The sequence below is a fragment of the Methanothrix harundinacea 6Ac genome (assembly GCF_000235565.1).
Classification (GTDB): domain Archaea; phylum Halobacteriota; class Methanosarcinia; order Methanotrichales; family Methanotrichaceae; genus Methanocrinis; species Methanocrinis harundinaceus.
Window position 1 is genome coordinate 1344590 of sequence record NC_017527.1, and the last position, 25197, is coordinate 1369786.

At 64.4% G+C, this 25197-nt stretch carries 26 protein-coding genes; 14 read left to right on the forward strand and 12 right to left on the reverse strand.

Annotated features, from left to right (window positions below):
• Positions 1-10 precede the first annotated feature (10 nt).
• Positions 11-625 carry a hypothetical protein gene (locus MHAR_RS06405; RefSeq protein ID WP_014586797.1) on the forward strand — a complete coding sequence of 205 codons (615 nt, stop codon included), beginning with the start codon at positions 11-13 and terminating at the stop codon, positions 623-625.
• A 128-nt stretch (positions 626-753) separates the two neighbouring features.
• Here MHAR_RS06405 and MHAR_RS06410 read toward each other — a convergent pair whose 3' ends face one another.
• Positions 754-1581: a geranylgeranylglycerol-phosphate geranylgeranyltransferase gene (locus MHAR_RS06410; RefSeq protein WP_014586798.1), complete on the reverse strand. Its 828-nt coding sequence runs from the start codon at positions 1579-1581 to the stop codon at positions 754-756.
• A gap of 250 nt (positions 1582-1831) precedes the next feature.
• Between MHAR_RS06410 and MHAR_RS06415 the strand changes: the two genes are divergently transcribed.
• A complete protein-coding gene (locus MHAR_RS06415) occupies positions 1832-2380 on the forward strand; it encodes a hypothetical protein (protein ID WP_014586799.1) in 549 nt (182 codons plus the stop codon).
• Between the two features lie 27 nt (positions 2381-2407).
• Here the strand turns inward: MHAR_RS06415 and trpD are convergent, their stop codons facing one another.
• From trpD to MHAR_RS06450, 7 genes are all read right to left on the reverse strand, one after another.
• Positions 2408-3523: an anthranilate phosphoribosyltransferase gene (gene trpD, locus MHAR_RS06420; protein WP_048144451.1), complete on the reverse strand. Its 1116-nt coding sequence runs from the start codon at positions 3521-3523 to the stop codon at positions 2408-2410.
• A 3-nt stretch (positions 3524-3526) separates the two neighbouring features.
• The gene (locus MHAR_RS06425) at positions 3527-4564 is read right to left on the reverse strand and encodes an alcohol dehydrogenase catalytic domain-containing protein (protein ID WP_014586801.1); all 1038 of its coding nucleotides are present in this window, start codon (positions 4562-4564) and stop codon (positions 3527-3529) included.
• A gap of 287 nt (positions 4565-4851) precedes the next feature.
• A complete protein-coding gene (locus MHAR_RS06430; RefSeq protein ID WP_014586802.1) occupies positions 4852-5685 on the reverse strand; it encodes a D-aminoacyl-tRNA deacylase in 834 nt (277 codons plus the stop codon).
• Positions 5682-6743, reverse strand: coding sequence for an Lrp/AsnC family transcriptional regulator (locus MHAR_RS06435; RefSeq protein WP_014586803.1), 1062 nt, complete (start codon positions 6741-6743; stop codon positions 5682-5684). Before MHAR_RS06435 ends, MHAR_RS06430 begins: the two co-directional genes overlap by 4 nt.
• A 126-nt stretch (positions 6744-6869) precedes the next feature.
• Complete coding sequence (locus tag MHAR_RS06440) at positions 6870-7475, reverse strand: MBL fold metallo-hydrolase (RefSeq protein WP_048144888.1); 606 nt, start codon at positions 7473-7475, stop codon at positions 6870-6872.
• A gap of 41 nt (positions 7476-7516) precedes the next feature.
• Positions 7517-8857 carry an adenylosuccinate lyase gene (gene purB, locus MHAR_RS06445; RefSeq protein ID WP_014586805.1) on the reverse strand — a complete coding sequence of 447 codons (1341 nt, stop codon included), beginning with the start codon at positions 8855-8857 and terminating at the stop codon, positions 7517-7519.
• Positions 8858-8985: 128 nt separating this feature from the next.
• Entirely contained in the window at positions 8986-10773 is a 1788-nt protein-coding gene (locus MHAR_RS06450) for a bifunctional metallophosphatase/5'-nucleotidase (RefSeq protein ID WP_052300997.1), read from the reverse strand.
• A gap of 244 nt (positions 10774-11017) precedes the next feature.
• Between MHAR_RS06450 and MHAR_RS06455 the strand changes: the two genes are divergently transcribed.
• From MHAR_RS06455 to MHAR_RS06495, 9 genes are all read left to right on the forward strand, one after another.
• Positions 11018-12298 carry an ArsB/NhaD family transporter gene (locus MHAR_RS06455; protein ID WP_143763323.1) on the forward strand — a complete coding sequence of 427 codons (1281 nt, stop codon included), beginning with the start codon at positions 11018-11020 and terminating at the stop codon, positions 12296-12298.
• A 185-nt stretch (positions 12299-12483) separates the two neighbouring features.
• The gene (locus tag MHAR_RS06460) at positions 12484-13704 is read left to right on the forward strand and encodes a YcaO-related McrA-glycine thioamidation protein (RefSeq protein ID WP_014586808.1); all 1221 of its coding nucleotides are present in this window, start codon (positions 12484-12486) and stop codon (positions 13702-13704) included.
• Complete coding sequence (locus MHAR_RS06465) at positions 13658-14311, forward strand: TfuA-related McrA-glycine thioamidation protein (RefSeq protein ID WP_014586809.1); 654 nt, start codon at positions 13658-13660, stop codon at positions 14309-14311. Before MHAR_RS06460 ends, MHAR_RS06465 begins: the two co-directional genes overlap by 47 nt.
• Positions 14305-14583, forward strand: a complete 279-nt coding sequence (locus MHAR_RS06470) for a ubiquitin-like small modifier protein 1 (RefSeq protein ID WP_014586810.1) — start codon at positions 14305-14307, stop codon at positions 14581-14583. Before MHAR_RS06465 ends, MHAR_RS06470 begins: the two co-directional genes overlap by 7 nt.
• A 38-nt stretch (positions 14584-14621) precedes the next feature.
• A complete protein-coding gene (locus tag MHAR_RS06475; protein WP_014586811.1) occupies positions 14622-15350 on the forward strand; it encodes a HesA/MoeB/ThiF family protein in 729 nt (242 codons plus the stop codon).
• 23 nt (positions 15351-15373) lie between these two features.
• Positions 15374-15841 (forward strand): DUF1890 domain-containing protein, encoded by a 468-nt coding sequence (locus MHAR_RS06480; RefSeq protein ID WP_014586812.1) that lies wholly within the window; start codon positions 15374-15376, stop codon positions 15839-15841.
• Complete coding sequence (locus MHAR_RS06485; RefSeq protein ID WP_014586813.1) at positions 15842-16114, forward strand: DUF1894 domain-containing protein; 273 nt, start codon at positions 15842-15844, stop codon at positions 16112-16114.
• Positions 16111-16389: a MoaD/ThiS family protein gene (locus tag MHAR_RS06490; RefSeq protein WP_014586814.1), complete on the forward strand. Its 279-nt coding sequence runs from the start codon at positions 16111-16113 to the stop codon at positions 16387-16389. Before MHAR_RS06485 ends, MHAR_RS06490 begins: the two co-directional genes overlap by 4 nt.
• A gap of 28 nt (positions 16390-16417) precedes the next feature.
• Positions 16418-16810 carry a molybdenum cofactor biosynthesis protein MoaE gene (locus MHAR_RS06495; RefSeq protein ID WP_143763324.1) on the forward strand — a complete coding sequence of 131 codons (393 nt, stop codon included), beginning with the start codon at positions 16418-16420 and terminating at the stop codon, positions 16808-16810.
• A 57-nt stretch (positions 16811-16867) separates the two neighbouring features.
• Here the strand turns inward: MHAR_RS06495 and MHAR_RS06500 are convergent, their stop codons facing one another.
• Together MHAR_RS06500 and MHAR_RS06505 are read right to left on the reverse strand one after the other, a co-directional pair.
• Positions 16868-18238 (reverse strand): RAD55 family ATPase, encoded by a 1371-nt coding sequence (locus MHAR_RS06500; protein ID WP_014586816.1) that lies wholly within the window; start codon positions 18236-18238, stop codon positions 16868-16870.
• Positions 18239-18313: 75 nt separating this feature from the next.
• On the reverse strand, positions 18314-18727 hold the full coding sequence (locus tag MHAR_RS06505) for a FaeA/PapI family transcriptional regulator (protein WP_048144452.1): 414 nt from the start codon (positions 18725-18727) through the stop codon (positions 18314-18316).
• Positions 18728-19001: 274 nt separating this feature from the next.
• On the opposite strand from MHAR_RS06505, the gene MHAR_RS06510 reads away from it, so the two are divergent.
• The 3 genes from MHAR_RS06510 to uvrB all read left to right on the forward strand — a co-directional run bounded on the left by MHAR_RS06510 (position 19002) and on the right by uvrB (position 22566).
• Positions 19002-19571, forward strand: a complete 570-nt coding sequence (locus tag MHAR_RS06510; RefSeq protein WP_394296394.1) for a tetrahydromethanopterin S-methyltransferase subunit A — start codon at positions 19002-19004, stop codon at positions 19569-19571.
• Positions 19572-19724: 153 nt separating this feature from the next.
• Positions 19725-20510: a tetratricopeptide repeat protein gene (locus MHAR_RS06515; RefSeq protein ID WP_014586819.1), complete on the forward strand. Its 786-nt coding sequence runs from the start codon at positions 19725-19727 to the stop codon at positions 20508-20510.
• Positions 20511-20574: 64 nt separating this feature from the next.
• Complete coding sequence (gene uvrB / locus MHAR_RS06520; protein ID WP_014586820.1) at positions 20575-22566, forward strand: excinuclease ABC subunit UvrB; 1992 nt, start codon at positions 20575-20577, stop codon at positions 22564-22566.
• Between the two features lie 56 nt (positions 22567-22622).
• Here the strand turns inward: uvrB and MHAR_RS06525 are convergent, their stop codons facing one another.
• Positions 22623-22937, reverse strand: coding sequence for a carboxymuconolactone decarboxylase family protein (locus tag MHAR_RS06525; RefSeq protein WP_014586821.1), 315 nt, complete (start codon positions 22935-22937; stop codon positions 22623-22625).
• Positions 22938-23045: 108 nt separating this feature from the next.
• Entirely contained in the window at positions 23046-25184 is a 2139-nt protein-coding gene (locus MHAR_RS06530; protein ID WP_014586822.1) for a monovalent cation:proton antiporter family protein, read from the reverse strand.
• Between the last annotated feature and the right edge of the window lie 13 nt (positions 25185-25197).

A 25197-nucleotide genomic window follows, 5' to 3' on the forward strand; every position in this document is an offset into this window, starting at 1 on the left:
GCGATTTAGGATGAACTCCAGGGAGGTAGCCCTCTGCGGCGGGTTGATCGCCCTATCGTGGACCGTTCATGGCCTGATGGGGTTTACGGAGCCGATCGCCGGAGATATCCAGTTCGGGATCGCGATATCCGTATACTGCCTCATGCCCCTTCTCTTACGGATCTCGCTAGTGGAGGCGAACGTCGTCGGCGTTGCGACGGGCCTCGCCCTGACGGCCGCCACCGCTTCCCCCTTCCCCCTGGCGAACGTCCCCGCTCACTGGGCGGGGCTCGTCTCCTGCAAGCTCGCCGCCGATAGGTGGCGGGGTGATGATGGCTCCCTCCGGCCGGCGGCGGCCTCGGCCGCTGTCGCCGTCGCCACGGCCGTCAGCTTCTCCGCCTTCGTCCTGGCGAGCTACTTCGGAATCCTCTCCTTTCCCGATCTGGCGAGGGGTGGCGGGGCCGTCGAGGCGATCGTCGATGGGAGGCTCACCTTCGGCAGCTTCGTCGCCGCGTCCCTCCTGAAGGCGGGGGTCCCCACCCTCGCCTCTAACGCCATCCTGGCGCCAATATTTTACTCGTTGGCGAGGTCCCTCCTCTCAAGGCGGAAAGGGGGCGGGAAAGGGCCGATGAGCCGAGGAGGATGAAGCTCCCCCGGAGGAGGGCGAGGGGACCCCTCCGTTTTTAGGGCCGGGGCTCCTCGTATCAAGATCGGGGCGACGGCGGGGCTCGAGTTCCTCCTGCCAGCTCGGCCGTATCCGGTAGGGTCCTCCCATCAGAGGAGGCCCATCCCCGAGGCCGCCGCCACCATGAACGCCACCAAGGCCGCTGCCATCCCCGCCTTCAGCATCTTCTGGGCCCGGGGGGCCTCCCCCCTCAATATGCTGGCCAGAGCCGCGAGGAATAGGAGATCTGCGACGGTGACGGCGGCGAGGTAAGCCCTCCCCAGGGGGGCGAGGTAGCTGAGGAGGATCGCGATGAGGACGAAGGAGGCGGCGAGGTGAGACGCCCGCCGCTCTCCGATGACGATCGGGAGGGTCCGGGCGCCGCTGGCTCGATCCCCGGGGACGTCCTCTATGTCCTTCTCGACCTCCCGGGCGAGGGTCGCCAGGGTCGCGAGGAGGAAGAGGAAGAGGGTGATCCCGACGTCCCCGCCGGCGGCCCCACCGAAGAGGAAGGTCGATCCCGTGAGGTACCCAACGGCGAGGTTTCCGAAGAAGGGCGTCACCTTCAGGTTCCGGGCGTAAAGGTATAAGAGGATCGAGTTCGCGACGGCTATGGCGAAGGCGACGGGGTTTATGAGGAGGGCGACCGCCGACCCTAGGAGGAAGAGGAGGATCGACCAGGCAAAGGCCCTTTCAGGGCTGATCCTTTTGCTCGGTATCGGCCGGCCGGGGCGGTTGACGGCGTCGATCTCCCGGTCGAAGTAGTCGTTGACGGCGTTTCCCGCCCCCGTCACCGCGAAGACCGCGATGAATACCAGGGCCGCCGTAACGGGGAGAGGGCCGCTATCCGCCACCATCAGCCCTATCAGGGCGGCGATCCCCGCCATCAGGCAGTTTCCCGGCCTCATGATCTCCAGAAAGACCCGCACCATCTTCATCAAACCCTCCTGACGACCAGGGCTTACGATCCGTCTTCGGATAAATTTATGCCCCCGAGGAGGCGGTCTCAAATAACTGGGGCCTTCCCGTCCGATGCCAAAGGTATTAAACTGCGAAGATATATAACTCCAAATATGAATGGGTCACGAACCTTCGGTCGGGCGGCTGGCGACGGTCCGAGGCCGCCGTATATGATCCTGGACCTTTGGACGGGGGCCTCCTACGCCTCCTCGGGGGAGGGGTGATGCGGTGGCCATAACCTTCGACCCGTCGACGAGGCTCGACCACATCGAGGAGTACCTGGGCAGGTTTCACCTCAACCTCACCTTTGAGGAGGGGAGGGTTCAGCTCCTCCGGCTCCGGCTGACGGGCTACAAGCTCGCGGCGGAGATCGGGGACGGCGAAGGGAGGGCGAGGGTCGACGCGATGATCAAGAAGGGCTACCAGAAGCTGGGGGAGCACTGGGAGAGAGAGTCCCCCGATCCTTACGACGACCCCTGCACCGCTCAGTACGAGCTCCTGGCGGAGCTCCGGTCCTACGTCTACCGGGACCTCTCCGAGCCGTTCATGGCCTTCATCCGGGCTGAGTTCAAGAAGATCTTCATCCCCACTCTTCGCCTCCTGACGGAGCTTTGCAGATCTCCGAACAAGTACACCTGGGAGCAGGTGAAGCGCCAGCTCCAGGAGATCATGGCGGAGGTCGAGGTCGACGTCGAGTGGGAGGTCTGCGACGCCTACATGAAGGGGTACCTAGCGAAGGTCTCGGGGATCCTCGAGATCGAGGCGGGGGAGGGGTGATCCCCCCATCCCTCTCCTTCCCGGCCTTCAATTTCCTACCCGATCGAGGAGGGCGTTGAGGATCTCGGCCCCGGCGAGGGGATCGGAGTTCTGGGCGGAGATCCACTCGCCGAGCTTCTTCAGGGCGTCTCCCGACCGGAGGATCTCCTTTGAGATCGAATACCCCTCCGGGAGGCTATCGGCCTTCCCGGATAGGAGGAGGATCGGGGCGGAGTTGATGCAGATGGCAGCCTCCCTCGGCCCCCCCTCCCGGCCGGCCAGGACCCGGAGGAGCACCGTCGCCTCCTCCGTTATATCTTCACGAGGGAGGAGATCTCTTTCGTCCACCGGGTCCGCCCCGAAGTCTCGGGGCAGCAGGTCGAAGGTCGCGATCCTGCCATCTCCCCGGAGCTCCGCGACGAGGGTCCTCCCCGAGGGGGATACCTCGTCCATCCCCCTCCGGCCGTCGGCGGAGAGGCCGCAGACGACCATCGCCCTGGAGTAGCCGATCATCCTCATCGCCTCCGCCGTGGGGACTACCAGCTCTTTTGAGTAAACTCCCCTCAGCCCCAGGCGGGGCATGGCGGGGTTGGCGAGGGAGCCGGCTATGTTCAGGACCGTCCCGAACCTGATCTTGGAGAGGATCCGGCCCAGGCCCAGGGGATGGACCAGGGGGCTCATCCCGTTGAAGATCCCTATCCCCGCCCTCTCGATGCTCCTTTTGACCAGGAGGGGGCCTGCCTCCACCTCCACCCCCAGCGCCTCCAGGATGTCGATCGTCCCGCAGCGGGAGGTGATCGCCCTCGCGCCGTGCTTGGCCATGGGGACCCCGGCGGCGGCGGCGACGATCGAAGCCGCCGTGCTGATGTTGAAGGTATCGACGCCGTCCATCCCCGTCCCGCAGTTCTCGAAGAGCTCCCCGGAGACCTGGGGATCGACCTTGACGGTGTCGAGGTCGTATATCGCCTCCCACCCCCCAGCGATCTCCTCGGGGGAAGGCCCCTTGGCGGTGATCGCCGCAAGGAAGGCCCCCTGATGGGCGTCGGTCTGCTCGTCTGACAGCACCGAAGAGAACATACCCTTCGCCTCCTTCCTGGTGAGGCTCTCCCCGGCTATCAGCCGGTTCAGCTTAGATCCAAACTCCTCCATCGAGTCTTTCAATATCCTTCACCTTCCAGATTCCGTCAACACCGCCTTCAGACCCCGGCGCCGCTCGGCGTGATCGAGGCCCGCCGATATCTTCCTGAGGGGGATCCTCATGGTGAATAAGCCGCGGACGTCCACGCCCCTGGAAGTGATCAGCTCCAGGGCCTCGCCGTTCTCGGCCCGGGTGCAGCCGTAGGCCCCGGCGATCAGATGCTCCCGGTAATGGAGCAGGTTCAGATCCAGCCTCGGCCGCTCGAAACTCGGAGGGAGCCCTGAGAAGAGGGAGATCCGGCCCCGGGGGGCGAGGAGAGCGAGGAGGGAGCCGTCGACGGGGCGATCCCGGCTCGCCAGGATCGCGACGTCAAAGCCCCTCCCGTCGGTCGCCTCCATCGCCCCATCCTGGAGATCCTCTCTCCCCGGCCGGAGGACCTGATCCGCCCAGCCCTTCGCGATGCGGGCCCGCTCCTCCAGAGGCTCGGCGATCGCCACCATCGAGGCACCCCTTTCCTGGGCCAGGATGGCGTGGAGGACCCCGGCGGGGCCTGCGCCGAAGATAATAACCGAGTCCCCCTCGGAGACCCCCACCCGGTCCTGGGCGTTGATGGAGCAGGCTAGGGGCTCGGCGAGGGCCGCCTCTTCGAAGGTGGCGGGTTCGGGGATGGGGAAGACGCCCCCATCCCTCACCGACTCCGCCGGGACGGCGAGCCGCTCCGCAAACCCGCCGTCGAGGCTGAACCCGAGGATCCGGACCTTCCCGCAGAGGTTTTCCGCCCCTCTCCTGCAGGAGGGGCACTTTGCGCAGGATACGCCGGGGTATATCTGGACCCGCTCGCCGACCCTGGGTCCGGCCCCGTCCCTCTCGGCGACGACCCCGGAGACCTCGTGGCCGAGGATCCGGGGGCATACCAGGTCCCGCTGCCCCTGCCTCACCATTTTCACGTCGGTGCTGCATATCGAGCAGGCCTCGACCTCCAGGACCAGTCCCCCCGGGGGGCAGGCCGGGTCGTCCACCTCCTGGAGGGAGATCTCTCCCGGCCCCTCCAGCACCGCCGCCATCATGGGAAAAATTCTCCTTTTGTTTTGAATGATCTCTCCATATCTTCCCCCTCTATCAGGGTGAATACCCTTATTGGGACGAGCTTAAAGGGGTCTATCGGGTATATAACATTTGTGTATTATTAGAAAAGATTGACCAAAGATCAAGGAAACTTTAGTTATTTCAATGAATATCTCTAAAAGTCGGAGGGTCGAGGAGAGGAAGGCGGCTGCCGAATCGGATTATAGGGGAGATCCAGCCACTGACCTCCGATGCCTGGGCTGGAGGAGGCCGGGCGGCTCCCCCTGGATTAAGAGGATAGGAGGGGCAGGGGGTACCTCTCCCTTATCTCCCCCTCCCTCAAAGCCTGAAGGCCGATCTCCTCCAGGGCTCCGGATATCTTCTCCCTCTCGGCGGACCGGAGAGACTTCCGGTCGAGGTAAGCTCCCACCGCCTCCGACTTCATCCTCGCCTCCTCGACGATCTCAAGATCGAGGTCTCTCGCCTGGTACTTCGAGAAGAGGTGTCCGAAGGCGATCTTCGTCTCCAGGAGGAGCCGGTTCTGCCTCGTCACGTAATGGCCGCCGCCGAATCCGAGGAAGGCGGGAGGATGAAGCTCCTCTAGGTCCAGGATCGACCTCGCCACCGCCTCGCCGGCGGCGGGGTCCGACCACTCCCGCTCACAGCTTCCGATCTCCGCGAAGAAGGATGGCACGGTCAAATTGGTGGGGCCGTGGTGGGTCGCCTCGAGGGTCACCTCAAACCCCTCTACGGGGTGGGCGACGAGGTTCGATATGAAGGACTTGAGGGCTCCGGGGGCGGCGACGGCCAGCTCCCTCGCCCTCCCTCCCAGGACCGCCTCTCCTGGGTTTCCCGAGAAGTGGCCGCAGAGGCGGGGCGCCCCATCCTTCGCCTGATGCCTCGAGGCGAAGACTATGAGGGCCGGGGAGAGGCCCATCCCCTCCAGCCTCTCCTCCAGCCCCTCGAGGCCGATCAGCCTCTCCTCCAGGAGGACGAGGCGAAAGTTTCGGAGCCGGCGGAAGGCTCCCCCCTCCTCCCAGGATCCTAGCCCCAAGAGATGGTCGGCGATGTTCAGGCTTGCGGGGTCGGCGGTGGTGGCGATGACGGCGATCTCATCATTCATACGTCCGTCTCAACTTCCAGCATAGACTTCACCATGGGGGCGTAGTCGGTCTTCCTAACCTTCAGATCCCGCAGAGGCATGATGACGTAGCTGGGCCTCTCTTCCACCAGCCCCACCTCGCTGAGGGCCTTCACCTCCAGGTCCATCCTCTCCTTCATCTCCACGTAGCACTGGGAGAGGAAGGAGCCGAAGATCTCCCCGGGCTGGATGTAGCTGTATACCGCTGCCCCGATCCGCCTGAAGGAGGAGTAGATCCTCATCATCTCCTCGGCCGTCGCCTTCGGCCGGACGTTTATGTGGTAGAAGATCATCAGCTCGCACCCGATCTTCTTCCAGTTGACGTTCGCCTGCCGGGCTAGGAGCCCGCTCTGGAAGAATTTGTTCCTCTTCCCCGATATGGTGGGCCGAGAGATCCCAGTCCTGCGGGAGAGCTCCAGGTCCGAGAGGGCAGGATACTTGACGAAGGCGAGGAGGGCCAGCCTATCCTTCTCGGTGAGCTTCACCTCCTCCTCGGGGGCCTCCTCCTCGATGGGAGGCTCGTCCAAAAGGTCGGTCCTCCCCAGGTTGAAGGTGTTGTTCACCGCCAGGGCCGAGTCCCAGGAGACCCGGGTCAGGGAGAAGGGATAGTGGTAGCACCGGATATCGTCGACGAAGCCCGCGTCCTTGTAGTCGTCCATGACGGGGTTGAAGACCCTCTTGAAGTCGGTGTAGCTCCTGGAGTAGACCATGGAGACCGAGTCGGAGTCGGTGGCGGAGTGGAAGACGCAGTGGGGATGGTCGACCCACTCACCGAACCCGAGCTTCTTCCCCCTCACCTCCACGGGGGCGTTGGGCCTGTATCGGGTGAAGACCGCGGTCATCATCTCCGCCCCCACCCCCATCCCGGAGGGGACGTTCAGAAGCTGGACCATCTCCCATTCCCTGAACTTCCTTTTGCTCTTGAAGATCGTCGATCGGTCCACCCCGATCTTGCCGGCGAGATCTATGTCGCTCAGGCCGGGGTACCGGGCAAGGCCGTAGAGGACCAGCTTCTCTTTTGATGTAAGTTTCAGAGGCATCTTGCCTCCAATCTACATTTTTTACTATTAATAGATTGCCTTTTTTGCTTTTTGGGTTGAATGTCGCTACATATCAGAGAAATCAGGATGACATTTTTAGCAGGAAAGGGGGAGGCCTCCGGCCCCTCAGTCGAGATCGGCCGTCCTCCTCCTCTCTCGAACGAGGAACGGCGAATCGTGGCCAGGCACCACCACCTCCGCCACCTCCACGATCCTCGCCATGGACCTCAGCGCCATCCCTCGGTCTACATGGAGGCGGGGGGGGACCCACTTCAGATAGTTTCCCATCAGGGGGAGGGCGTCCCCCGCCACCACGATCCGCCGGGGAGATTCGCAGACGACGGATATGCTGTCGGCGGTGTGGCCGGGGGTCTCCATGATCCAGACGCCGGGGGCGATGAGGTCCCCCTCCTCAAGCCCGCCCTTCCCTGAGAGGATCCGGGCTCTGGAGAAGAGGCGGTTATTTCCGGAGTGGTCCGGATGGTCGTGGGTGTTGACGACGATGTCAACATATTCGGGGGCGAGCCCCAGCTCCTTCAGCCGATTCGTGATCGGCTCGCCCTCGCCTTCGCATCCGGTGTCGACGACGATCTTCCTCGAACCTGCGAGGATCAGGGTCGCCGAGGACCGGGCCTCCAGGATCGTCCCATCCTCGTCCCTGACGAGGCGGCCTGGCTTCAGGAGGACCGCCCGAGGCGGGGCCGGGATCTGTGCCGTCACCTCTGCACCCATCAAATTCACCATCCTCCGAGTTTGAGCCTCGGAGAGGACCCTCACCTCAGGAGGGGCGCCAGCTTCGAGACGAGCCGGTCGACCTGCTCGACGGCGGTGCCGATGTACCGGTGGGGGTCGAGGAGCCGGTCGATCTCCTCGGAAGATAGGTGGGCCGCCACCGTCTCCTCCTCGGCCAGGACCGAGGCGAGGGTTCTATCCTCCTCAACGGCCCTCATGGAGGAGCTCCTCATGATCTCGTGGGCCTTCTGCCTTCCGACGCCCCTCTTTGCCAGCTCCACCATCACCGACTCCGCCATGTTCAGACCCCGGAGAAGCTGGAGGTTTCTCTCGACCTGCTCCTCGTTTATCGATAGCCCCTCCAGGATCCGGGCGGTGAGGGCGAGGATGTGGTCGGTGAAGATGAACGCCTCGGGGAAGAGGATCCTCTCGCAGCTGGAGTTGGTGAGGTCCCTCTCGTCCCAGAGGGGGATGTTCGCGAAGGCCGGCTCCATCTGGGCCCGGACGATCCGGGCGAGGCCGCAGACCTGCTCCGACTTGATGGGGTTTCTCTTGTGGGGCATGGTGCTCGATCCGACCTGTCTTTTGCCGAAGACCTCGGAGACCTCGGCGATCTCGGACCTCTGGAGGGTCCTGATCTCAACGCAGATCTTGTCCAGGGTCGAGGCGACCAGCCCCATCCAGCAGATCATCTCGGCGTGGCGGTCCCTCTGGACGACCTGGTTTGAGACGTCCACCTCGGTCAAGTCCAAAAGCTCCATCACCCTCGCCTGGATCTTCATGCCGTCGGCGCCGAAGGCGGCCTGGGTCCCCACGGCTCCGCTCATCTTCCCCACGGCGGCCCGGGGCTTCATCTGGGCGAGCCTCTCCAGGTGGCGGGCCATCTCCGAGGCCCAGACCGCAAACCGGAGGCCGTAGGTGGTGGGAACCCCGATCTGGCCGTGGGTCCTCCCGGCGCAGACGAGCCCCTTATGTTCCTCGGCCCGCGCCAGCAGGACCCTCAAGACCCGCTTCACCTTCTCCTCCAGGACGGCGAGGGAGGCCTTGATCTGAAGCCCCGTCGCCGTGTCCAGGATGTCGTTGGAGGTGGCGCCGAGGTGGACCCACTCCCCCGCCTCCTCGCAGGCCTCGGCGAGGGCGTGGACGACGGCCATCATGTCGTGGCCGATCTCGTCCTCTATCTCTTTCGCCCGCTCGGGGCTTGCCCCCTCGGCGGCCCGGCCGATGTCGTCCGCGGCACCCGGGGGGATCAGGCCCAGCTCCTCCTCGGCCCGGGCGAGGGCCGCCTCGACCCGGAAGAGGCAGCGGAACCTGTACTCCTCCGACCAGAGGTCCTTCATCTCCGGATTTCCGTAACGATACTCGATGGGATGGATCGCCATAAGTAAAGCTCCAGTTGGGGATGGCCGCGGGGATAGAAGGAGGTTTTGGTCGCCCCGACAGAGGTTTTGAAAGGGAGGAAGGAGATCCTGGAGGTCGCCGCCGGGAGGGCTCGCTCCCGGCCGATCAATCAGGCGGAAGCGGCCCGGGGGGCGAAGAGGAGCCTCTCCCTCTCCTGGACCGCGGCTATCCTCCCTTTTTGGGGCGGGGATGCCGGCGAATGCTCCCTCAAATATCCCACCAGAGCCTCCAGGTCGCCGACCCCTTCCACCCGATCTCTCCCTCTGGCGAAGGTGGCAAACCCGTCCCCACCCTCGGCGAGGAAGTGGTTTGCCGCCACCCGGTACGTCCCCTGGGGGTCGATGGGGACTCCGCCGATCTTGATGCTGGAGATATCAACCTTATCTCCCGGCGGAGCCGACCTCCTCCAGGCGTAGATGAGCCCCTCGGAGATATGGAGGATCCGGTTTCGTCCCGGCTCGGGGTTGTCGAACTGCTCCTCGAGGACGGCCTTGATCTCCTCCCCCGTCAGGTTGAGGACGATCAGCTTGTTGTCGAAGGGTTGGACGTTGAAGGCCTCCTGGCGGGTCACCTCCCCCGGCGCCTCCTCTCCCCCCGCCTGATCGAAGAGGAGGTCCGCTCGAATCCCCCCGGGGTTCATGAAGGCGACTACTGCTCCCATCCCATCCGCCTTGCCGCCACCCTCCCCTCCAGCAGAGGTGGCGAAGAGCTGAGCGTCGGCGATCAGGTTTCCCAGGGCCGACTCCCCCGATTCGGAGGCGTCCCTCGTTATGTCGGCGGTGACGGACCCGACGACCTCCTCGGCCAGGGGCCCCATGATCCTTCGGTATTTATCCAGAAGCTCGGATACTGCTCGGTCCTTGGGGACGTCCCTCGTCACCGGCACGTTCTTCGCCCTCGCCTCGACGACGTCGCCGGTCGCCGGGCTGACGACGAGGTCGATGTCGGTTACGAACTTTCCGTGGGATCCGGCCTGGGTGACGAGCCTTCCGTCCACCATAGATATGTAGGCCTGGTGGCTATGGCCGGTGATGAAGAGGTCCACATCTCCATCGGTCCGGCGGATGATATCCTCGAGCTCTTCGCAGGGCTCCATCCCCTCGTTCGGAAGCCCCGCCGAGAAGCCGCCGTCGTGGAGGAGGACGACGAAGATCTCGACCCCCTCCTCCTTCAGGGCTTCGACGCAGCCGTTGATGGCGTCGGCCTCGTCGATGAACTGGAGCCCCGCCACCCCCGAGGGGACGACTATAGCCGGGGTGCTCTTCAAAGAGGCGCCGATGAAGGCCACCGGGACCCCTCCGGCCTCCCTGACCGCGAAGGGCGGGAATATCGTCTCCCCGGTCTCCTCGTCGAGGACGTTGGCGGCGAGGTACCTGAAGCCCGCTCCGACGAACCGGTCGCCGTCCTGGCAGCCTTCCTCTGGATGGCAGCAGCCGTGCTGCATCCTGAAGAGCTCCCCAGCCCCCTCGTCGAACTCGTGGTTTCCGACGGCGGAGTAATCGAACCCCATCAGAGATAAGGCCTCGATCGTCGGCTCGTCGTGGAAGAGGGCGGAGAGGAGGGGGCTTGCTCCGATGTTGTCCCCCGCCGAGACGAGGATCGTATCGGGGTTGGTGGCGACGAGCCCCTTTATGGCGGTCGAGAGATATTCGGCACCCCCGACCTCCACCATCAGGGGCTCACATTTGCTGTCATATCCGACGGTCGCCCTCCCCTGGGGCGGCTCCAGCTGGCCGTGGAGATCGTTTATCGCCAGGATCTGGACCTCGAAGGTCTCGTTCTCCGACCCTCCCGAGGCTTGGCCCGCCAAGGTGAGGGCGATCAGGACCGATAGAAAGATGTCTGCAAATATGGATCGCGACGTTTTACATCCGGGTTTGAAGGCTGGCAGCGTCAAAACTCCTCCTCGAAAGAATCCAGGGGATGGATTATACATATATCTTTGTATCTTTTTAATTTGGCTTATAGTTTAACGGGCGAGCCCGGAGCTCCCCGGAGGGATGGCGGCGGGATCTTCGGGGCGGGCGGTCTTGTGGCCGAACCCCTGGTCTGAGGATGGAAAGGCGTATATAGTCCCCATCCGTCCAGGTAGCGACCCCTGGGCCGCCCCCTCGGGCCGAAGCGACTCGAGCCACCACCCCATGTCCGAAGTAGAAATCGCATCTCATTTCCCCCTCTCTCCCGGAGACCTCTCGATCCTCGTCCTGGCGGCGGTCCTCGCCGCCATCGCCGTCCGGCAGCTCCTCAGGACGAGGGTGATGATCTGGCAGATCATGCTGGCGGGGGCCGTCGCCGTCCTCGTCGCGGGCTCGATCTCCCCGGCCGCCGCCCTGGGGGCGATCAACATGGACGTGATGCTCTTCCTCTTCGGGATGTTCGTCGTCGGGGTGGCCCTGGAGGAGAGCGGCTACCTCGCGAGCCTCTCATACCGGCTCCTGCGGCGGACGAGGAACGTCGACCAGCTCGTCATCGCGGTCCTCTTCGGGGCGGGCCTCCTATCCGCCCTCCTGATGAACGACACCCTGGCGATCATCGGAACCCCCCTTCTGATCCACCTGGCGAATAAGTACGGGATCTCCCCCAGGCTCCTCCTCCTATCCCTCGCCTTCGGGGTGACGATCGGAAGCGTCGCCAGCCCCATCGGCAACCCCCAGAACCTCCTCATCGCCCTCGGCGGCAGCGTCCCAAACCCCTTCGTCACCTTCTTCCGCCACCTCGCCCTCCCGACGGCGGTAAACCTCCTCCTCGCCTACGGGGTTCTGAGGCTCCTCTGCAGGAGGGAGTTTGGCCGGGAGACCTTGAACCACATCCAGGATGCTGTAGTCGACCCGGACCTCGCCCGCCTCTCGAAGCTCTCCCTGGGGGTGGTGACGGCCCTGATCGCCTTCAAGATCGTCTCCGTCTCCTTGGGCCTCCCTTCCCCCCTAGGCCTGACGGAGATCGCCCTCCTCTCGGCCCTCCCCATCCTCCTCGCCAGCCCCCGGAGGCTGGAGCTCGCAAGGAAGGTGGACTGGAGGACCCTCGTCTTCTTCGCCTCCATGTTCGTCCTGATGGAGAGCGTCTGGAACTCCGGCCGCCTCCAGGCGGCGATGAACGGCTCGGGGTTTGAGGCGACCTCGGTCCCGGCGATCCTCGCGACGAGCGCCCTCGCCAGCCAGCTGGTATCGAACGTCCCCTTCGTCGCCCTCTACCTCCCCCTCCTCTCCACCCTCGACTCCTCGGTGGAGGCGATGATGGCCCTCGCCGCCGGCTCCACCATCGCCGGAAACCTGACGATCATCGGGGCGGCGTCGAACGTCATCATCGTCCAGAACGGGGAGCGGAGGGGGGCGGCCCTCACCTTCACCGACTTCATGAAGGTGGGGGCCCCCCTGACTGCCTTAAACCTCCTAGTCTACTGGATCTTTCTATCTCTCCTCTGAGTCTCCATCCATGCTATCGGGGGGCCGGGGAGAAGCCCGACATGTATTTAGGGGCAGAGGGATGAGTTCCCCGGGGCGCTGGCGCTCCCCCCGTCCCGGATCTGCCAGGAGGACCGGCCCCAAGACCACCAGGGCCAGGGGATTCGAAGGTCCAGAACGGTCCCAATCTCAAGAGTTGATACCGGATGATGCTCAGATCCTGCCTAAAGAAGTACAAGACCGACACCCATCGAGCTTTTTCTCCCGAGGAGACCCTCGAGCGGATAGCCCCCAAGATGGAGCTCGCAGGGATCACCAGGGTGGCAGATATAACCAACCTGGACCGGATCGGGATCCCGGTCTTCTCCAGCATCAGGCCCGCAGCGGAGAGGGGGGCGATATCCGTCTACAACGGCAAGGGCGCGACCCCCGCCGAGGCGAGGGTCTCGGCGATGATGGAGGGGATAGAGCGGTACTCCGCCGAGGTCCACGATAGGCAGCTCCTGGTGGAGAGCCATTCGAGGCTCTCAGCCGGGGTCGAGGCCGTCGACCCCAGGGACCTCGCCCTCCCCGATGGGGCGGACCCCGGGATGCCGATGCCCTGGGTCCTCGGCTACGACCTGATCGGCGAGGAGGAGGTGATGCTCCCGGCTAGCGCAGTCTTTCATCCGCTCCCGAGGGAGTACCCGCAGCTCTTCAGGACGAACACCAACGGCCTCGCCTCCGGGAACGTCCTGGAGGAGGCGGTCTTCCACGGCCTCTCCGAGGTGATAGAGCGGGACGCCTGGTCCCTCGCCGAGGCGGTGAAGAGGACGGGGCCCCTCGTCACGGAGGTGGAGGACGGCCTCGCCCGCTCCCTCCTGGATAGGTTTGCCCAGGCGGAGGTGGAGGTGAGGATCAAGGACATCACGAGCGACATTGGGGTCCCCACCATCGCCGCCGCCTCCGACGACCTGAAGCTGAAGGACCCCGCCCTCCTCACCATCGGGATGGGGACCCACACCAACGCCGGGGTGGCCGTCCTCCGGGCCCTGACGGAGGTCGCCCAGTCGAGGCTGACCCAGATCCACGGGGCTAGGGAGGACACGACGACGGCGGACTTCCGGAGGCAGATCGGGTACGAGAGGACGAAGAGGCTGAACCGCCACTGGTTTGAGTCCACCGGGACCGAGCCCTTCCGAGAGATCAGGTCCCAGGACTCCGACGACTTCCTCGACGACATCAACCTCATGCTGAAGCGGCTCGGAGATGCCGGTTTGGATAGAGCCATAGTCGTCGACCTCACCCGCCCGGAGATCGGAGTCCCGGTGGTCCGGGTCGTCGTCCCGGGCCTGGAGATGAGCGCCATGGACCCCGACAGGAGGGGGAGACGGTGGAGAGATGAGGTCAAGAGAAATCGTCGTCTTCCTCGGGCCGAGCCTCGATAGGGCCTCGGCCGAGATGGTCCTCCGGGCCGACTACCGGCCTCCCGCGGCGAGGGGCGACCTCTTGAGGGCGGCGGAGGAGGGGGCGAGGATCGTGGGGCTGATCGACGGGGTCTTCTTCCAGGAGAGCGCCGTCGCCCACAAGGAGGTCCTCCGGGCCCTGGAGATGGGGGTCGCCGTCGTCGGCGCCTCCAGCATGGGGGCGCTCCGGGCGGCGGAGCTCGCGAGCTTCGGGATGGAGGGGGTCGGGGAGATCTTCCGCCTCTACCGGGATGGGGTTCTCATCTCCGACGACGAGGTGGCCCTAATCTTCGATCCGATCAGCTTCGCTCCCTTATCCGAGCCCCTGGTGAACGTCAGGGAGAACGTCCGGGCCGCCAGGGAGAGGGGGTCGATCGACGCCGTCTCCGCGGAGAAGATCCTGGCGGCGGCCTCATCCCTCTACTTCCCCAAAAGGAGCTACGATCAGATCATATCGGCGGCGGACCTCGATGGAGGCAACCGGGAGGGGTTTTTGAGGTTCCTCCGCGACGAGAGGAGGGACCTCAAGAGGGAGGACGCCCTCCGGGCCCTGGAGAGGATCAAGGAGATGGCGGAGCGGTCATGCTGATCAGGATAAAGGCCTTTGCCCGGTATAGGGCCCTCCTCGGGTCGGAGTCGGAGGTCAAGCTTGCTGAGGGGGCCGCCGTCTCCGACCTTCTGGAGAGCCTCGCCTCCCGGTCCGGAGAGCTCCGGGGCCAGCTCTTCGACGACTCTGGAAGGGTCCGGGAGGACTTGAACGTCATGGTCAACGGGAGGCACTTTCTATCCCTGGCCGGGGAGGAGACGCCGCTGGCGGAGGGGGACGAGGTCGCCCTCTTCCCGGCGGTGGTGGGGGGCTGAAGCGGGCAGTCCCATCATCCATCAAGGAGGTGCGATAGTTGAAGGACGCGGCGAGGTACGACCGGCAGATCCCCCTCTTCGGGGAGGAGGGGCAGAGGAGGCTTGCGAGGTCGACGGCCCTCGTCGTCGGGGCGGGGGGGCTCGGCTCCGCCGTCTCGGTCTATCTGGCCGTCGCAGGGGTGGGGAGGATCGTCGTCGTCGACGGCGACGTCGTCGAGGTGAGCAACCTCAACCGGCAGATCCTCCACTGGCCGGAGGACCTGGGCCGTCCCAAGGCCGCCTCGGCAGCGGATACCCTCCGGGGGCTGAACCCCGAGGTGGAGGTGGAGGAGGTCCCCCTCTTCGCCGACGGGAGGAACCTGCCGGGGCTGGTGGCGAAGGCGGACGCAGTGGTGGACGCCCTCGACAACTTCTCCTCCAGGCACCTCCTCAACGGGGCGGCCCTCGACGCCGACGTCCCCCTATTTCACGGGGCGATCTCCGGCCTCGACGGCCAGGCGACGACGATCATCCCCGGCGCGACCCCATGCCTCCGGTGCATCTTCCCCCGGCCGCCGCCGGAGGAGAAGGTCCCCGCCCTCGGCGCCACCTGCGGCGTCATCGGCTCGATCCAGGCGACGGAGGTCGTCAAGCACCTGACGGGTCTGGGGGCTTCCCTGGCGGGGAGGCTCCTCCTCTGGGACGGCCTTCGGGGAGGTGCGACGAGATCCCCCTGGAGAGGAACCCCGGCTGCCCGGACTGCGGCCGACGAAGAGAGCTTTAAGTAGCCCCGGGGCGGATGGGGTCTAGCATGGATAGTTCTGGTGGAGTTTCGCCCGGGAGGAGGCGGTCCCTCATCCTCCTCGGCTGCCCCGAGGTCCCCGTCCAGACCAGCATCGCCCTCTACCTCGCTTATAGGCTGAGGGAGAGGGGGGACGAGGTGGTGGTGGCGGGGACCGGCGCCGCCCTCAAGCTTACGAAGCTCGCAGACCCCCTGGGCCACTACCTCGGGGAGACGACGAACATCGACCGGTGCATCGCCTCCATATCGGAGGGGAAGGCCGACTTCGACCAGTGCTTCGCCTTCGCCCACAGCGACGCCGGGATAACCTACGCCGGGACGATCAGCTACATCTCCAGGGCTCTGCTCTTCGTCCTGATCTTCGGGAGGTCCGCCGAGGAGCTGGCGGAGACGGTGGAGTTCGACTGCAGAAAGCTAGTCGCCAAGGCCGTCCATGACCCCCTGCCCCTGAAGAGGCTTTTAGATGAGGTGATCTGATTGGGCTGCCTAGAGGAGATGAAGTATGAGGTCCTCCTATCCCAGTGCTCCTTCAAAGAGGCGAGAGAGTACATAAAGAAGAACTTCAAGGATACCGTCGAGGTCCCTCCGGGGTACAGGATCCTGAACGTCCATCTGATCGGGGTCCCCCCCCTCCTCATCGGGATCGATGGGGATAGGGTGATCTTCCCCTATACCAAGCCCTGCTACGGGACCTTCGTCCTGAGGGTGGAGGCCGCGGACGAGATAGGGAGGCTGAGGTCGAAGGGATGAGGGTGGTGGTGAGGAGCTTCGCGAGGTTCCGGGAGGTGGTGGGGGAGGAGGCGGCCTTCGACCTCCCGGAGGGGTCCACCCTCGCCGACCTCCTGGAGGAGGTAGCCTCCGCCCACCCCGGCCTTGAGAGAGTCTTATCCGAGCTGGAGGGGGCAGGCGGCATAGGGGTGACGGTCCTCCTGAACCGGCGGGGAGCAGACCCCTCCGACCTCCGAAGGACGGTCCTGGAGGAGGGGGACGAGGTGGCGATCCTCCCCCCCTTCTCCGGCGGATGAGATTCTTCCGGCTCCATGGTGAGGTATTATGGTGATTGAGATAACCGACGGGGAGCTCTCCCTCGAGGATCTGGTGGCCGGGGCGAAGCGGCCCGACGCCGGGGCGGTCGTCGCCTTCCTCGGGACCGTCAGGGACGACGGGATATCCGGGGTCGAGGTGGAGGCCTACCGGGAGGTGGCGGAGGAGGAGCTGGCTAGGATCCGGGACGAGGCGATGGGGACCTTCGACCTCAAGTCCGTCGACGTCGTCCACCGGGTCGGCCGTCTCGGGGTCGGGGAGGATATAGTCCTCATCGTCGCCACCGCACCCCACCGGCAGGCCGCCTTCCGGGGGTGCGAGTTCGTCCTGGAGGAGATAAAGAGGAGGGCTCCGATCTGGAAGAAGGAGATCAGAATAGACGGCGGCGAGAGGTGGGTCTGAAGATTCGGGGTCTCCTGCCTTCCGGAGGCCAGAGCCTCAGAGAGGCCCACGCCAGCGTCAGACTATCGGAACGAGGCGGATGTTTCCTCTATCGTCTCTGACCATGTAGTGGGGCTCGGTCCGGGGTATCAGGCCGTAGAGGCAGAGCCCCCCGTTCAGCTCCTTGATGACGAAGTAGGTGTCGGCGATGTGGGAGGTCATCCGGATGCTCTTCTGCCCCGACTTCACCACCACCACGTTGACGTCGCTCGTCTCCTTCCACTTCTGGAACATCCGGCTGGTGGAGTTGAGCATCCTCTCGTAGCCGAAGGCGAACTCCATCGAGTCGAGCCCCAGGATGTTGAGGATAGGCCGGCCCGTCCTCTCCCGGAGGGAGTCCCAGTGTTTGAAGAGGGTCTCGTACCACTGGTCCCGGTCCCCCCCCGGCTCCAGGACCATCACGTTCGAGGGGACGAAGACGTCTCTGGGGGCGAGCTGGTAGCCTATGCTCGGAACGATGTGGACCGCTCTGCCGTTCTTGACGGAGTTGGACGCCAGGGCCGTCAGGACCTGGTAGTACCTCTTGCCGACGCCGTGATCGATCTCCAGGACGTTGCAGGAGCCGAAGTCGAGCCCCCCCGTGATCCTGTCGAAGTCGTCGATCCCGGTGGAGATGGAGTCCTCCCGGGGGTCGGCGATCCTCTCCAGGTCGCAGACGATCCCGATCTGGGGGCTGAGGTTCTCGAGGGCGGGCTCAAAGTAGCAGAACCTTCCGTCGTGGAGGGTGCAGGTGTATATCTTCTGCTTTATCTCCACCCCCCTCAGCTTGTCCAGCCTGATCTCCCGGGAGTACCGGGTCGTCATGCCTTCGGGGCGGTTATCCCCGGAGAGGGGGGCTGCCATCCTGACGTTCTTTAGGGTGACGACGCCGTCGACGATGTAGTCGAGGGGGAGGAGCTCCGCCGACTCGCTGACGAAGATCAGGTGGATCCCCATATCCCGGGCGAACTCGCAGATGTTCTGCTCCAGGCTGTGCTGGGCGCCGCCGAGGATGGCGGCGGTGTAGTTTATGATGGCGTCCCAGCTGTCGATGACTATCATGGGGTCGTCCATATCCCCGGCCTGGTCGAGGAAGGTCTTGAAGAAGTCGAGGACCGTCTCGTAGCTGGACCCCTCCCGGCCCACGTTCCTGAGGCTTTCGAGGAGCATCTTCTGGGTGGCGTTGACGACGTTGGCGGAAGGGATGATATCGCCGATCCAGGGGAACATGGCGTGGACCCGGCCGGGGCTGACCCGGGTGGAGATGTACATCCCGTTCTCCCTCTCGCAGACGGAGCTCATGATCTCCAGGGCCAGGGTCGTCTTCCCGGTGCCTGGCATCCCCTTGATGAGGAGGGTCTGCCCCTCCTCCACCCGGAAGAAGTCGTGGATCTCAGAAGGTATCCGCATAAATTGAATCCACCATTTTAGAGCTATTTGTTATCCCGTATCTTATATAAGGCTAATTTCCGGGTCCAGCAGGGGCTATAGCCCCTCCTTCTCGGGAAGGTCTCCTCTTATCAGGTCGATGAGGGCCTCGACCTTCTCGGGCCTGACCTTGAAGGAGAGGGAGACGGTCAGATCCTCGGAGATCTCCTCGAGGCGGGCTATGATCGACAGGTTCACCGGTGCCTCGGCGGCTCTGCCCCGCCTCAGGGCGGCCTCCAGGTTCTTCAGCCCTTCTCCGGCCTCGCTGAGATCTCCGGGCAGTTTTCTCCTCCTCCAGAGCTTGGAGGGGCCGACCTCAACAAACTCGCATTTCCCTTCGGACTTGAGGACTGAGAGGTACTTTATCGCCGTCGTCTTGCTCACCCCCGCCACCTTCGCCACGTCCACGGTGGTGAGCCCCACCTCCGAATCCTCTATCGCCTGGAGGATCCGCTCCTCGTAAGATGCCATATCTCTCAGCCCCTGCCTCGGCGACCGTCCATCCCGGTCCGCCGAACTTTCCCAATTAATCATCAGGTGAGCCCTTTTTGTATATAAGCCTCTTGTTGAGGTGCTCCCAAGCCGGCGTGCTACCCCGGTTCAAAGCTTTTAAACCCTGGAGTCCATCTCTCTTACGATGACCTGCGAACATCCCGTCGTTTCGGATGAAGATGACCGCGCCGAAGGGGCTAGGAGGGAGGAGAGGGGAGGGGGGAGGGCGGATGAAGCGGGAAGGTGGCCTCCGTTGAGGGGGGAGTACAGCCTCGGCGACCCCGGCTCGAGGATCGCGGTGGTGACCCTGGCGAGCAGCCTCCGGGCTCCGGGGGCGGCGATCTGGGGCCCCTGCAAGACTGAGAACCTGGGGGTCGAGAAGGTCGTCGGAAATCTCATCTCGAACTCCGAGATCCGGTTCCTCCTGGTCTGCGGAGAGGAGTCGAAGGGGCACCTCCCCGGCGACTCCATCGTCGCCCTCCACAGAAACGGGATCGACAAAGATGGGAGGATCGTGGGGTCGAGGGGAGCGATCCCCTTCATCGAGAACCTGTCGCCGGAGGCGATCGACCGGTTCCAGCGGCAGGTGGAGGTGATCGACCGGATCGGCCTCGTCGACGAGGATGAGATCGAGAGGATCGTCCGGGAGCATCGGTCCCTATCGGAGCCCTTCCCCGAGCCGCCGATGGAGGTGGTGAAGCGGAGGGCGAGGCGGGCGATGGACGAGGCCTCCTCGGGAGACGCCGTCTTCGGCAATGGGGTATACCTCGACGCCTCGGCGTGGCTGGTGGCGGAGGCGGGAGATGGAGCCCCACGAACCTAGATCGGAGGCTCCGGATGGTGGCGGGCGGCCGATAGCCCCGTCGGGCGGGGAAAGAGGCTTTTATAATATGGGTACAGACCGGATCTGTTTGAAGGATGCCGGAGGAGAAGTGGATGAGAAGGACTGAGGCAGGGCCACGGAGGGGCGAGCAGGATGGGAGAAGACAGGTTTGCTGAGGGCATCTTCCTGATGCACACGGACAGGTTCGAGGAGGCGGTGGAGTTCTTCAGGGAGATCGTCGAGGCCGACCCCTCCGACGTCGAGGGGTGGTACAAGCTGGCGGTGGCGTACCTGGGGGCGGGGAGGCTCGATGAGGGGCGAGCCAGCGCCGAGCGGGCCTTCGACCTCCGCCCCGAGGACCCGGAGATCCTCGACCTCCTCGGGGGGATATCCTCCCTCAAGAACGACGACGAGGGGGCCCTGGAGTACTTCGATAGGGCGATCGCAGCGAAGCCCGACCACCTGCGGGGCTGGATCTCGAAGATCATGACCTTGCGGAACCTCGACCGGGTCGAGGAGGCGAAGGAGGCATATCGGCAGGGCGTCGGCGTAGCCCTGACCCTCCGGGACCCCGAGGAGTGGAACGACCTGGCGGGGGCGATCTTCGACCGGGGGGACTGGCAGGCGACGATCGAGTTCCTCGACTTCCTCCTGGATCTGGAGCCGGAGGAGCCGAGCTACAAGTTCAACAAGCTCGGCCCCCTCTCCAAGCTGAAGAGGTACGACGCCGTCGCCGAACTCGCCGAGGAGCTCGTCGAGGCGATGCCCGACTTCGTCCCCGGCTGGATGGTGAGGGGGATCGCCCTCATCGGCCTGGAGAGGTACGATGAGGCGGTGGAGTCCTTCGACCGGGCGATCCTCCTGGACCCCACCGGCAATGAGGCTCGGGAGATGAAGAAGAGAACCCTGGAGTACCTTAAAGAGGCGAAAGGGGGGTGAGGCTGGGAGGCGGTAAACCCCTCCTTTCCACCTCTCCCCTGAAAGAATCTCCGACCCGGCAGCCATGACGAGACAGGCTCAATCTTCTGATCCACCTACAAAGCCAGAGTTTGCCATCGCCTCCGACTTCGAGCCGAAGGGCTCCCAGCCCGAGGCGATCGATAAGCTCGTCAGCGGCCTCGAATCCGGCCAGCGCCTCCAGACCCTCCTCGGAGTCACAGGCTCGGGGAAGACCTACACCGTCGCCAAGGTCATCGACGCCGTCAAGAAGCCGACCCTGGTCATCGCCCATAACAAGACCCTGGCGGCCCAGCTCTATAACGAGTTCCGGGAGTTCTTCCCCGAGAACCGGGTCGAGTACTTCGTCTCCTATTACGACTACTACCAGCCCGAGTCCTACATCCCCGCCAAAGACCAGTACATCGAGAAGGACTCCTCCATCAACCCCAAGATCGAGCAGATGCGGCTTGCGGCGACCGCCTCCCTCCTGTCGCGAAATGACGTCATCGTCGTCGCCTCCGTCTCCTGCATCTACGGTTTGGGTAACCCCGAGAACTTCATGAAGATGGGCTTTGAGCTGAAGGTCGGCGACCGCGTATCCCGCCGGGAGATCCTGGAGCGGCTCGTAGCGAGCCAGTACGAGAGAAACGAGATGGAGCTTGCGCCGGGCCGGTTTCGGGCCAAGGGGGAGACGATCGACCTCGTCCCCGGCTACTTCAACAACATCCTCCGGATCGAGCTCTTCGGCGACGAGGTGGAGCGGATATCCGAGATCGACCGGCAGACCGGCGTCCGTCGCGAGGATATGAGGTACTTCTACGTCTACCCCGCGAGACACTACGTCATCCCCGAGGAGGAGCAGAAGGGCGCCATCGGGTCGATCCTGGCGGAGCTGGAGGAGAGGCTGCCGGATCTCGATATGCTCGAAGCCCACCGCCTCCAGCAGAGGACCCTCTACGACCTCGAGATGATCGAGGAGACCGGCAGCTGCAAGGGGATCGAGAACTACTCCCGCCACTTCGACGGCAGGCGGCCTGGGGAACCGCCCTACTGCCTCCTCGACTACTTCCCCGAGGACTTCCTCCTGGTCATCGACGAGAGCCACCAGACGATCCCCCAGCTCCGCGCCATGTACAAGGGCGACCGGTCCCGAAAGAAGAGCCTCGTCGACTACGGTTTTAGATTACCAAGCGCCTTCGACAACCGGCCCCTGAGGTTCGAGGAGTTCGAGCGGTTCATGAGGAGCGTCATCTTCGTCTCGGCGACCCCCGGCCCCTACGAGCTGGAGCGGTCGGGCCAAGTGGTCGAGCAGATCATCCGGCCGACGGGGCTACTCGACCCCGTCGTCGAGGTCAGGCCCGCAGAGGGGCAGGTCCGGGACGTGATGCTGGAGATAGAACGGGTGGTCGCGGCTGGCGACCGGGCCCTGGTGACGACCCTGACGAAGAAGCTCGCCGAGGAGCTGACCGACTACCTTGCGAAGAACGGGATCCGGGCCCGCTACCTCCACTCTGAGATCCAGACGATCGAGAGGACCGAGATCATCCGCGAGCTCCGCCTGGGCAAGTTCGACGTCCTCGTCGGGATCAACCTCCTCCGGGAGGGGCTGGACATCCCCGAGGTGGGCTTCATCGGAATCCTCGACGCGGACAAGGAGGGCTTCCTCAGGGACGAAAGGAGCCTCATCCAGACCATCGGCCGGGCGTCGCGGAACGCGAGCTCCCGGGTCGTCCTCTACGCCGACAGGATGACCGACTCGGTCCGGGGCGCAGTCGCGAAGACCGAGGAGAGGCGGGCCCTCCAGATGCGGTATAACCAGGAGCACGGGATCGTCCCCCAGACGATCATAAAGCCGATCCGGGAGAAGGAGGTCGAGATCACCGAGACGAGGCATATACCAAAGTCGGATATCCCGAACGTGGTGATCGAGCTCGAAGCCGAGATGAGGGCGGCGGCTGACGCCCTCGACTTCGAGCGGGCTATTCAGCTGAGGGAGACGATAAAGAAGCTGGAGAAGGAGAGTAAGGTTGGAGAAGAGGAGATGAAAGTGGCTTGAGGGGAGCCTCCGCCTCTAGACTTTCCCCTCAAATTCGATCCTGTTAACGCCCTCTACTAAAGCTCGTAGAGGATCTTCATAGCCTTGGTGAAGGGGGGCATCCCCGACGTCAGAAGGACCACCCTCAGGACGTCGACGATCTCGTCTTTGGTGACCCCGAACTCCTTCTTCGCGCTCATCATCTGCTTCTTCGTCGCCCTCTCGTCGGAGGAGGCGGCGGCGATCCCCAGGGCGATCAGCTTCTGGGTTTTGTAGTCGAGAACCTTTCCCGTGTAAGTCGCCTCGTTCAGGCCGACGATCGCCTCGTAGAGGTCGGGGTAATCCTTCTTGACGCCGACCATCCCCTCGCCGAAGAAAACCTCTTCTTTCATCTTTGAGCCTCCTTCATCATCTCTGCTCTCTTATATTTTATAGCTTTCTCCGCCTCCTCCCGGCCTTCCAAAGCTCCCGGGTGGGGCGGCCGGGGGGGAGGATCGCCTTCAGAGCTCCTCCCCGCCCGGGAGTCCCCGGGAGGCTGGGGCCGCCTCGGCGGCGTCCTCGCCACCGGCTTTTGCCTTCCCTTCGCCCTCCATCTCTCTCTCCCTTTCGGCGGGGGCCTCCCGGTCCCTCAGGGGCCCCGACCCCGGCCGGGGGTACCTCATGGGGTCCCGGAAGATGTACCTCGTCTTGGCGATCTGCTCCGAGGTCCCGAGGAGGAGGAGGACGTCTCCGGCCTCGATCTCCGTCTCCCTGACGGGGTTCAGGATGTTCCCCGAGTCCCGGAGGATTCCGATGACGTTCACCCCCAGCTTCTTTCGCAGCTCCAATTCCTCCAGGGCCTTCCCGGAGGCGGGGGCCTTCTCCTCCACCTTGACGGTTACGACCTCGACGTTGGGGAGGTACCGCCTCAGGTCCGAGATTTTCGACGGCTCGATCTCGGCGTTCAGGAACATTTCGTAGCCGAGGGACCGGACCTCCACGATCATCTTCTCGATCTCGGTCCTGGGGACGAGGTACTTGGCGAGGACCCGGGAGAAGATCCCCACCGAGGTCTCGAACTCCTCGGGGACGACCTCGTCCGCCCCCAGGTCGTAGAGGGGCGCCGCCTCGGCGAGGTGGCGGACCCGGGCCATGATGTACACCTTGGGGTTGATCCTCCTCGCCAGCTCGACGATCCTCCGGGTCGCCATCTCGTCGGAGACGGCGACGACGACGACCCTCGCCGTATCGACGTCGGCGTGCCGGAGGACGATCTCCTGGGTGGCATCCCCGTAGTGGATCGGCACCCCGTTCGCCCTCTCCCCCCTCACCTTCTCCGGGTTCATCTCCAGGACCATGTAGGTGAGCTCTCCTACCCTCGCGGCCTTGGCCAGGGTCCTTCCGACGAAGCCGTAGCCGACGATCACCAGGTGGTTCTCCCTCTTCTCAGGGATCGCGGCGAAGGGGAGGCCCGACCTCAGCTTCTCCGGCATGGGGAGGCGATAAATGATCTCTGAGACCTTAGGCGAGGCGGCGATGACGAAGGGGGTTGCCGCCATCGTAAGAATCGAGACCGCCAGGAAGAGCTGGTACTCGCCCCGGCCCATGATCCCGGAGTCGAGGCCGGTCTTGGAGAGGATGAAGGAGAACTCCCCGATCTGGGCGAGGGCGAGCCCCGCCAGGACCCCCGTCCTGATGGGGTAGCCGAGGAGGACGGAGACCCCGCCGGCGACGGCGGCCTTCAACAGAACGACCCCCAGCGCCGCCCCCGCCACCAGCTCAAAACTCTCGAAGAAGAAGCCGACGTCCAGGAGCATCCCGATGGAGACGAAGAAGAAGCTGGTGAAGACGTCCTTGAAGGGGATGACGTTCCCCAGGGCATGATAGCTGTAATCCGACTCGGAGATGATCAGCCCCGCGAGGAACGCCCCCAGGGCAAGGGAGAGGCCGGCGGAGTAGGAGACCCAGGCGACGGCGAGGCAGATGAGGATCACCGTCAGGAGGAAGAGCTCGCTCGACCGGAGGCGGACGACCTGGTAGAGGAGGGCGGGGACCAAGAGCTTCGCGCTGACTATCACCAGGACGACTATTCCAGCGCCCTTCGCCAGCATCATCAGGAGGGCCACCGATAGGCCCGTCGACTCCTCCGCCGCCAGGAGGGGGACGAAGAGCATCATGGGGACGACGGCTATGTCCTGGAATATCAGTATCCCCAGGGTGTTTCCGCCGTGGGGGGTGTCCACCTCGTCCCGATCCTGGAGGATCTTGAGGACCACCGCGGTGCTGCTGAGGGCGATGAGGAATCCGGCGAAGATCGATTCGTTGACGGGGAGCCCAAGTTCGATGCCGATGAGGGTGGTCGCAAGAAGGGTTATGGCGACCTGGAGGGGCCCCCCCACCAGGGCCGCCCTTCTGATCCGCAGGAGCCTCTCGAAGGAGAACTCGATGCCGATGGCGAAGAGGAGGAGGACGACCCCCACCTCGGAGAAGAACTCTATCTGCTCCACCTCGTGGACGAGCCGGAGGCCGTGGGGGCCGGCGACGATCCCCGTCACCAGGAACCCCACCACCACCGGGACCCGAAGCCTCGCCCCTACGAAGATGGCGATGATCGAGATGAGGAAGATGATTATGATGTCGTTGAGGATGGGTATGGGCATCCTTCAGCCCATC

What these genes read in the sequence shown, in the direction of transcription:
- MHAR_RS06405 (WP_014586797.1), top strand. Translation starts at nt 11, where the DNA reads ATGAACTCCAGGGAGGTAGCCCTCTGCGGCGGGTTGATCGCCCTATCG.
- MHAR_RS06410 (WP_014586798.1), bottom strand. Translation starts at nt 1,581, where the DNA reads ATGAAGATGGTGCGGGTCTTTCTGGAGATCATGAGGCCGGGAAACTGC.
- MHAR_RS06425 (WP_014586801.1), bottom strand. Translation starts at nt 4,564, where the DNA reads ATGATGGCGGCGGTGCTGGAGGGGCCGGGAGAGATCTCCCTCCAGGAG.
- MHAR_RS06430 (WP_014586802.1), bottom strand. Translation starts at nt 5,685, where the DNA reads ATGAATGATGAGATCGCCGTCATCGCCACCACCGCCGACCCCGCAAGC.
- MHAR_RS06435 (WP_014586803.1), bottom strand. Translation starts at nt 6,743, where the DNA reads ATGCCTCTGAAACTTACATCAAAAGAGAAGCTGGTCCTCTACGGCCTT.
- MHAR_RS06440 (WP_048144888.1), bottom strand. Translation starts at nt 7,475, where the DNA reads ATGGGTGCAGAGGTGACGGCACAGATCCCGGCCCCGCCTCGGGCGGTC.
- purB (WP_014586805.1), bottom strand. Translation starts at nt 8,857, where the DNA reads ATGGCGATCCATCCCATCGAGTATCGTTACGGAAATCCGGAGATGAAG.
- MHAR_RS06455 (WP_143763323.1), top strand. Translation starts at nt 11,018, where the DNA reads ATGTCCGAAGTAGAAATCGCATCTCATTTCCCCCTCTCTCCCGGAGAC.
- MHAR_RS06460 (WP_014586808.1), top strand. Translation starts at nt 12,484, where the DNA reads ATGATGCTCAGATCCTGCCTAAAGAAGTACAAGACCGACACCCATCGA.
- MHAR_RS06465 (WP_014586809.1), top strand. Translation starts at nt 13,658, where the DNA reads ATGAGGTCAAGAGAAATCGTCGTCTTCCTCGGGCCGAGCCTCGATAGG.
- MHAR_RS06470 (WP_014586810.1), top strand. Translation starts at nt 14,305, where the DNA reads ATGCTGATCAGGATAAAGGCCTTTGCCCGGTATAGGGCCCTCCTCGGG.
- MHAR_RS06480 (WP_014586812.1), top strand. Translation starts at nt 15,374, where the DNA reads ATGGATAGTTCTGGTGGAGTTTCGCCCGGGAGGAGGCGGTCCCTCATC.
- MHAR_RS06490 (WP_014586814.1), top strand. Translation starts at nt 16,111, where the DNA reads ATGAGGGTGGTGGTGAGGAGCTTCGCGAGGTTCCGGGAGGTGGTGGGG.
- MHAR_RS06495 (WP_143763324.1), top strand. Translation starts at nt 16,418, where the DNA reads ATGGTGATTGAGATAACCGACGGGGAGCTCTCCCTCGAGGATCTGGTG.
- MHAR_RS06500 (WP_014586816.1), bottom strand. Translation starts at nt 18,238, where the DNA reads ATGCGGATACCTTCTGAGATCCACGACTTCTTCCGGGTGGAGGAGGGG.
- MHAR_RS06505 (WP_048144452.1), bottom strand. Translation starts at nt 18,727, where the DNA reads ATGGCATCTTACGAGGAGCGGATCCTCCAGGCGATAGAGGATTCGGAG.
- MHAR_RS06515 (WP_014586819.1), top strand. Translation starts at nt 19,725, where the DNA reads ATGGGAGAAGACAGGTTTGCTGAGGGCATCTTCCTGATGCACACGGAC.
- uvrB (WP_014586820.1), top strand. Translation starts at nt 20,575, where the DNA reads ATGACGAGACAGGCTCAATCTTCTGATCCACCTACAAAGCCAGAGTTT.
- MHAR_RS06525 (WP_014586821.1), bottom strand. Translation starts at nt 22,937, where the DNA reads ATGAAAGAAGAGGTTTTCTTCGGCGAGGGGATGGTCGGCGTCAAGAAG.
- MHAR_RS06530 (WP_014586822.1), bottom strand. Translation starts at nt 25,184, where the DNA reads ATGCCCATACCCATCCTCAACGACATCATAATCATCTTCCTCATCTCG.